Below are 7,055 nucleotides of genomic sequence, written 5' to 3'. Positions count from 1 at the left end.
GGCGCGTGCGGGGCCTCGGAGAGGCCGTCGCCCGCCTGCTGGTCGCGCCAGCGGACCACGACGCTGGAACCGGTGGGCAGGGTATCGGCCAGGGCGCCGGCGAGTCCCGCCAGCGTGGGCGCGGCGGACTGGGCCAGCTGCGCTGCCGTCACTTCGGCCTGGATGTTCCCTATCCCCATGGCCGAAGCTTAACCTGCCCTGTCCGGGATGGACCAAGCAGATACCAACAGCCGATGACAGACACCCTGGCCGGGGAGGCCGCATTCACCCTCGAGGTCAAGCACAGCCGCTTCCTGGCCCGCGCCGCCCCGGTGGGCTCGGCCGACGAGGCCCAGGCCTTCCTGGCGGCGGTCTCCGACCCGGCCGCGACCCACAACTGCTGGGCTTGGCGGATCGGCGACCAGTACCGCTCCAGCGACGACGGCGAGCCGGCCGGGACCGCCGGGCGGCCGATCCTGGCCGCCAGCGCCGGCCAGGGCTACGACCGCGTCGCCGTGGGCGTGACCCGTGGGGTGGGGGGCCGCCTGCGGGGGGCCGGGGGCCTGGGGCGCGCCTCCGGCGGGGCCGCGGCCGAGTGCCTGCGGCGTGCCGAACGCCTGCCCGTGGTGGCCATGCGCACCGTGGCCCTGCACGCCGGCTTCGACGACATCGGCACGGTGCATGCGGTGCTGGCGGCCGTGGGCGCGGAAAAACTCGACGAGCGCTTCGAGGCCGACGGGTTGCACCTGCAGGTGTGCGTGGCCGAAGCGCAACTCGAAGCCCTGCGCGTGCAACTGCGGGATGCGACGCGCGACCGGGTGCGCCTCCTACAATAGGCCGATGGCAACTCCTTCCGATTCCGCGGCCAAGGCGCCGGTCGGCACCCTGGCCGCCCTGTGGCCGTTCGTGCGCGCGCACCGCGGGTTGTTCGCCGCGTGGCTGGTCGCCCTGGCCTGCTCCTCGACCGCCACCCTGAGCCTGCCGGTCGCGTTCCGGCACATGATCGACCAGGGCTTTTCCAGCGGCGCCAACATCGACCGCGCGTTCGTGTTCCTGTTCCTGGTCGCCCTGGCGCTGGCACTGGCGACGGCCGCGCGGTTCTTCTTCGTCTCGCTGCTGGGCGAGCGCGTGGTCGCCGACATGCGCGAGCGGCTGTACACCCACCTGCTCGGCCTGGACGCGGCCTTCTACGACCGCACCCGCAGCGGCGAACTCGTCTCGCGGCTGACCGCCGACGCCGAGCTGTTGCGCAGCGTGGTGGGCTCGAGCATGTCGGTGGCGCTGCGCAGCCTGGTGACGGTGGTCGGCTCGATCGCGATGCTGTTCGTGACCAGCCCGCACCTGGCCCTGTACGCGCTGGTCGGGATCCCGCTGGCGGTGCTGCCGATCGTGGTCGGCGGGCGCCGGCTGCAGAAGATGTCGCGCGCCAGCCAGGACCGGATCGCCGACGCCAACATGCTCGCGACGGAAACCCTGGGCGCGGTGCGCACGGTGCAGGCGCACGCGCGCGAGGCGTACGAGCGCGGGCGCTTCGGCGCGGCGCTGAAGCTGGCCGTGGCCACCGCGCGGCGCCGGATCGGCGCGCAAGCGATCGTGACCGCCGTGGCCATCGTGCTGATCTTCGGTGCGATCACCCTGGTGCTGTGGTCGGGTGCGCACGACGTGGCCGAAGGCAGCATGAGCGCCGGCACCCTCGGCCAGTTCGTGCTGTACGCGCTGATCGGCGGCGGCTCGGTCGGCGCCCTGGCCGAAGTCTGGAACGAACTGCAGCGCGCCGCCGGCGGCATGGGCCGGATCGCCGAGCTGTTGCAGCAGGCGCCGGCGATCGTGGCGCCGGCCGCACCGACCCCACTGCCGGTGCCGCTGCGCGGCGAGATCGTGTTCGACGACGTCACCTTCCACTACCCGATGCGCCCCGACCTGCCGGCGCTGGAACATTTCGACCTGCGCGTACGCCCGGGCGAAACCGTGGCCCTGGTCGGCCCTTCCGGCGCGGGCAAGAGCACGGTGTTCACCCTGCTGCTGCGCTTCCACGACCCGGAGTCCGGCCGCATCCGGGTCGACGGCGTCGACGTGCGCGACGCGGATCCTGCCGCGCTGCGCGACGCGATCGCGCTGGTGCCGCAGGCGCCGACCATCTTCGCCGCCAGCGCCGCCGACAACATCCGCTACGGCCGGCTGGAAGCCAGCGACGCGGAAGTGCGGGCGGCAGCGCGCTCCGCCGAGGCCGACGCCTTCATCGACGCCCTGCCTGAAGGCTTCGCCAGCGAACTGGGCGAGCGCGGCGCGCGCCTGTCCGGAGGCCAGCAGCAACGCATCGCCATTGCCCGCGCCCTGCTCAAGGACGCGCCGCTGCTGCTGCTGGACGAGGCGACCAGCGCACTCGATGCCCAGAGCGAACATGCAGTGCAGCACGCCCTGGAGAACCTGATGGCCGGCCGCACCACGCTGGTCATCGCGCACCGCCTGGCCACCGTGCTCAAGGCCGACCGCATCGTGGTGATGGACCGCGGCCGCGTGGTCGCCGAGGGTACCCATGACGCGCTGATGGCGCAGGACGGCCTGTACGCGGAGCTCGCGAAGCTGCAGTTCCTGGACTAGAGCGCGCGGGCGAGGACGTCGCCGAAGGCGATGTCGGCCGGCAGCGTGCCCAGGGCCATCGCATGCGGCGCCTGCAGGCGGGTGCGTTGGAAAACCATTGCCAGCGGACTGCCGGAACGGTGCAGCACGCTCGCCTGAAGCGCCAGCGCCAAGGCTTCGACGAAGCTGCGTGCAGTGGCCTCGGGGACAACGGCCTCGCCGTGCAGCGGGGCGCGCAGGCGATCGAGGAGCGCAGCATCGAGCGGCGCATCCTGCAGTTCCCGCCAGAGAGCGGCGCCCGTAGCGGGCTCTTTCGCCAGCGCACGCAGCACGTCCAGGCACTGGATGTTGCCGCTCCCTTCCCAGATCGAGTTCAAGGGCGCTTGGCGGTACAGCCGCGGCAGCAGCGACTCCTCGACGTAACCGTTGCCGCCGATGCATTCGAGCGCCTCGGCCGCGACCAGCGGCGCGCGCTTGCAGATCCAGTACTTGCCGACGGCGGTGGCGACGCGGGCGAAGGCCGCCTCGGACGGGTCGCGGGGCGCTGCGTCGACCGCGCGTGCCACGCGCATCGACAGCGTCAATGCCGCTTCGGCCTCGAGCACCAGGTCGGCGAGCACGTTGCGCATCAACGGCTGGTCGGCCAGCGGCCTGCCAAAGGCGACGCGATGGCGGCAATGGTGGATTGCCTGCGCCGCGGCCATGCGCATCAGGCCCGAGGAGCCGAGCATGCAGTCCAGCCGCGTGAGCATCACCATCTCGAGGATGGTGGCGATGCCACGACCCTCCTCGCCCACGCGCCAGGCACGCGCGCCATGGAATTCGACCTCCGACGACGCATTCGACCAGTCGCCGAGCTTGTCCTTGAGCCGCTGCAGCGCGAAGGCGTTCTTCGAGCCGTCGTGCAGGCGGCGCGGCATGAGGAAGCAGGTGAGCCCGCCCGGCGCCTGCGCCAGCACCAGGAAACCGTCCGACATCGGTGCGGAGAAGAACCACTTGTGGCCGGTGAGTGCGTAGGGCGCGGCCGGGTCGTCCGATTCGAGTGCCACCGGCGTCGCCGCAGTCGTGTTCGCACGGACGTCGCTGCCGCCCTGCTTCTCGGTCATGCCCATGCCGAGGGTGATGCCGGGTTTGTCGACGACCGGGACCTCGCGCGCGTCGTAGTACAGCGCGGCCGCCTTGTCGGCCCACTCGCGCAGCCCGGGTTCGCGGCGCAGCACCGGCACCGCGGCGTGGGTCATGGTGAGCGGACAGCTGCTGCCCGGCTCGGCCTGGTAGTGCAGGTAGCTGAGCGCGGCACGCGCCACGTGCGCGCCGGGCACCGGCTCGGACCAGGACAGGCCGGCGACGCCGTTTTCGATCGCGGCGGCCATGACCGCGTGGTAGGCGGGATGGAATTCGACCCGGTCGATGCGGTTGCCCGCCACATCGAGCGTGCGCAGGCGCGGACGATCGCGATGAGCGTCGTGGGAGAGCGCCAACACCGTCTCCCCTGCGAGCGCACCATAGGCGGCGACGCGATCCGTGAAGCCGGCGGCGCCTTCGCGGGCAACGGCTTCGCGCAGGGCGAGATCGTCCTGCCACAGGTCGCGGGGCGCGAACGGCGGCGGCTGGTTGTCGGAAACGGCAGCGGCAGGAGGCCTGGTCATGTCCCGCAATCTACTCCGTCCGGCCTAACGATCCAGTGGACTCAGCACGCCCGCCCCGCCGCGATTGAGGACGTGGGTGTAGATCTGGGTCGTGGCGACGTCCTTGTGACCGAGCAACTCCTGGATCGTGCGGATGTCGTAGCCGGCTTCCAGCAGGTGGGTGGCGAAGGAATGGCGCAGGGTGTGGCAGGTGGCAGGCTTGTCGATCCCGGCGCGGCGGACGGCCGCCTTGACCGCACGCTGGAGGACGCTTTCATCCATATGGTGACGGCGGATGAGGCCACTGCGCGGATCGCAGCTGCGTCGCGGCGCCGGAAACACGTATTGCCAACCAAACTCGCGCGCTGCTCCCAGGTACTTGCGCGAAAGCGCGTCCGGCATCCAGACCTCACCGAAGCCGGCGGCAAGATCGCGCTGGTGCACCCGCCGCACCTCGCGCACCTGCACCTGCAGCGGTTCGCGCAGCCGCGCCGGCAGCATCGTGCGCCGGTCCTTGCCGCCTTTGCCCTGCCGGACCGTGACCTCGCCGCGGACGAAGTCCAGATCCTTGACCCGCAAGCGGACGCATTCCATCAACCGCAAGCCGCTGCCGTAGAGCAGGCTGGCCATGAGCCAGGCCAGGCCGCCCAGCTCGTCCAGCAGTGCCTGCACTTCCTCGCGCGACAGGACCACCGGCAATCGCTGCGGGCGCTTCGCGCGGCGGATGTCGTCCATCCAGGGCAGCTCGATGCCCAGCACTTCCCGATACATGAACAACAGGCCCGAAAGCGCCTGGTTCTGGGTCGAGGGCGCCACGTTTCCGTCCATAGCCAGCCGCGTCAGGAAGGCCTCCACTTCGCGGGCCCCAAGATCACGCGGATGGCGTTTGCCGTTGGCCAGGATGAAGCGGCGGATCCAGCCCAGATACGCCTCCTCCGTGCGCCTGGACATACCGAGACGACGCATCCGCGCCTGGACATCGGCCATCAGCCTGCCCGGGCGATCTCCCTGGGCAGCACCCATGGCTCCGCTTGCGGCTCCCGAATCCGGGTGAGACGATCCCATCGAAGCAGCTATTCGCGCCTCTGCAAACACCTCCAGATTAGGCCGCAGGAATAGGCTGCACCGTCAGGGATAAACCAATGATGTTGTGGGGATTTTCCGAATCCGGGCGCACGCGGCAGATGGGCTACGCCGCCCGTCTACGCTCGGTTTTTGAATCGATTAGTTGTTAGGCATCAGCAAGGAGGCTGCTCAGTGACAGACAGAGACGGACACTCAACCGGCATCGATGCAGCATCTAAAAGCCTGCCTGCCTTCCTCTTCGGAGGCTGCATTGGCGGTCTGCTGCTGGGTGTCATCTTCGGCAACATCCCCTATGGGGTCACGGGCGGCCTGTTGCTTGCCCCACTCGTCTGGTTCGTCCTGGCCGGCAGGCGCGCCGGTCCGCGGGCTCCGGACCCTGGCGCTGATGCCTAACAGATCATTCAAGCCGAACCCGCCCCGATACGCCGTTAACCCGGACGCGTCGGCGCTACACTCGGCTTCGGATACGACCCTTGGCGGGTCGGCTTAATTCTGGTGTTAGCCGTCAGGGAGGAATCATGGCCAACGGAAGCGACCATCTGCAAGAAAAGGTGCTGGCCAGCGGACTGATGACGATGGCCGCGGGAAAATCATCCGCCGTCATTGACAGCTTTGTCAGCTGGCTCATCGCAGGCGCCGGAGGTGCGATTGCGTTGGTGATTGGCAATCTGCCAGGGATCGGCCAACACCTTGACGTCGCCGTAGTCTCTTGCGCTTCCATCATCTATTTGATCGCGGCAGGCCTGACCGTGGTGGAAAAGTTCTTGGCCGCTGTTGTTATGGGCGCAGCGGAGAGCGCGTCCCAAGCCAAAGATTTCATACGCGATCTACCGCCGGATGGAAATCTCGACATGGAGGTGGTTTTTCGCGAGTTCGAGAGCGCCACTTTCAGGCCAATGCGATGGTTCATGTCCAAGTCCTTTGCAAAGGTTAGGAGCGGGGACTTCACTGCTTCCGCTAAGAACTTTGCTAGGTGCGCTCAGATTCAAGCATTCCTTGCACTGGCTGCAACTGGACTAGTCTTCTGGGCACTCGGCTTGTTAGTTTCCGGGCTGGACGGCTAACAATGCGTTCAAGCCGAACTCGTTTCGCTACGCAAACAACATGACAGGAAAAGCTTGCCATGTTCTTTGCTCCGCTACACGAGTCGGCTTAACTTGAGCGTTAGATCTCTATGAGCACTTCTGCAGCGTGGGAAACAGCGTCCGCAGTCATCGTCTCCTTAGGTGGCGGCGGTCTAATCGTTGCCTTTTTGTCCGCATGGCTCGGAAAGGTCTGGGCCAAACGCCTCATGACTGCCGAGACAGCGCGGCATGCGCGCGACTTGGAGGCGTTGAGGTCAACGCTTGTGGATGGGAACAATCGCTCGTCCCACCTGTTCAAAGAAAAGATTGCCCTCTATAAGGAAGCCGGCGGACCGCTTATTGATCTAATGACGGAGATGCAGTCCACCGGCAGCGTCAGTCGGGAAACGCAAATTTCGTTCGAGAAGTCGCGACTGTCGAGCACGGCGCTTCTAGCAATGTTTGCTCCTGCCGAAGTATTCGACTCCTATAACGGCATCGTTGACTACATGTTTGATTGTTTTGAGGGAAAGGATCAATTTCAGTTCCCTGTGTTCCGTGAGAAGGCACTCCGGATGCTTTCCCAAATGCGTCAGGATGTCGGCCTCTATACAGATGAGGTGACGTACCGGGGAACACGGTGAGAGATCTAACAATGCGTGTATGGACTCCTCCTGCAATAGGGCCTGGTGAGCTGCTGTTGGCTTAGGGCGGTTGC

Annotated in this window: 6 protein-coding genes; 4 read left to right on the top strand and 2 right to left on the bottom strand. The window is 67.4% G+C overall.

Features of this window, described 5'->3' with window-relative positions:
• Nucleotides 1–233: 233 nt before the first annotated feature.
• Both QAA18_RS12140 and QAA18_RS12135 read left to right on the top strand, forming a co-directional pair.
• Nucleotides 234–815 (top strand): YigZ family protein, encoded by a 582-nt coding sequence (locus QAA18_RS12140; protein ID WP_279413276.1) that lies wholly within the window; start codon nucleotides 234–236, stop codon nucleotides 813–815.
• Between the two features lie 4 nt (nucleotides 816–819).
• On the top strand, nucleotides 820–2,580 hold the full coding sequence (locus QAA18_RS12135; RefSeq protein ID WP_279413274.1) for an ABC transporter transmembrane domain-containing protein: 1,761 nt from the start codon (nucleotides 820–822) through the stop codon (nucleotides 2,578–2,580).
• Here QAA18_RS12135 and QAA18_RS12130 read toward each other — a convergent pair.
• Nucleotides 2,577–4,208: an acyl-CoA dehydrogenase family protein gene (locus QAA18_RS12130; protein ID WP_279413272.1), complete on the bottom strand. Its 1,632-nt coding sequence runs from the start codon at nucleotides 4,206–4,208 to the stop codon at nucleotides 2,577–2,579. The genes QAA18_RS12135 and QAA18_RS12130 overlap by 4 nt on opposite strands.
• 24 nt (nucleotides 4,209–4,232) lie before the next feature.
• On the bottom strand, nucleotides 4,233–5,174 hold the full coding sequence (locus tag QAA18_RS12125; protein WP_279413271.1) for an integron integrase: 942 nt from the start codon (nucleotides 5,172–5,174) through the stop codon (nucleotides 4,233–4,235).
• A 617-nt stretch (nucleotides 5,175–5,791) separates the two neighbouring features.
• Here QAA18_RS12125 and QAA18_RS12120 point away from each other — a divergent pair.
• Together QAA18_RS12120 and QAA18_RS12115 are read left to right on the top strand one after the other, a co-directional pair.
• On the top strand, nucleotides 5,792–6,337 hold the full coding sequence (locus QAA18_RS12120; RefSeq protein WP_279413270.1) for a hypothetical protein: 546 nt from the start codon (nucleotides 5,792–5,794) through the stop codon (nucleotides 6,335–6,337).
• A gap of 110 nt (nucleotides 6,338–6,447) precedes the next feature.
• On the top strand, nucleotides 6,448–6,981 hold the full coding sequence (locus QAA18_RS12115) for a hypothetical protein (RefSeq protein ID WP_279413268.1): 534 nt from the start codon (nucleotides 6,448–6,450) through the stop codon (nucleotides 6,979–6,981).
• Nucleotides 6,982–7,055: the final 74 nt, after the last annotated feature.

It is taken from the genome of Luteimonas sp. 8-5 (assembly GCF_029763755.1).
GTDB lineage: Bacteria > Pseudomonadota > Gammaproteobacteria > Xanthomonadales > Xanthomonadaceae > Cognatiluteimonas.
This window is presented reverse-complemented; position numbering and strand designations above follow the sequence as displayed.

Excerpts from the sequence above, each read along its gene's own strand:
- QAA18_RS12140 (WP_279413276.1), top strand. The coding sequence starts at position 234 with ATGACAGACACCCTGGCCGGGGAGGCCGCATTCACCCTCGAGGTCAAG.
- QAA18_RS12135 (WP_279413274.1), top strand. The coding sequence starts at position 820 with ATGGCAACTCCTTCCGATTCCGCGGCCAAGGCGCCGGTCGGCACCCTG.
- QAA18_RS12130 (WP_279413272.1), bottom strand. The coding sequence starts at position 4,208 with ATGACCAGGCCTCCTGCCGCTGCCGTTTCCGACAACCAGCCGCCGCCG.
- QAA18_RS12125 (WP_279413271.1), bottom strand. The coding sequence starts at position 5,174 with ATGGCCGATGTCCAGGCGCGGATGCGTCGTCTCGGTATGTCCAGGCGC.
- QAA18_RS12120 (WP_279413270.1), top strand. The coding sequence starts at position 5,792 with ATGGCCAACGGAAGCGACCATCTGCAAGAAAAGGTGCTGGCCAGCGGA.
- QAA18_RS12115 (WP_279413268.1), top strand. The coding sequence starts at position 6,448 with ATGAGCACTTCTGCAGCGTGGGAAACAGCGTCCGCAGTCATCGTCTCC.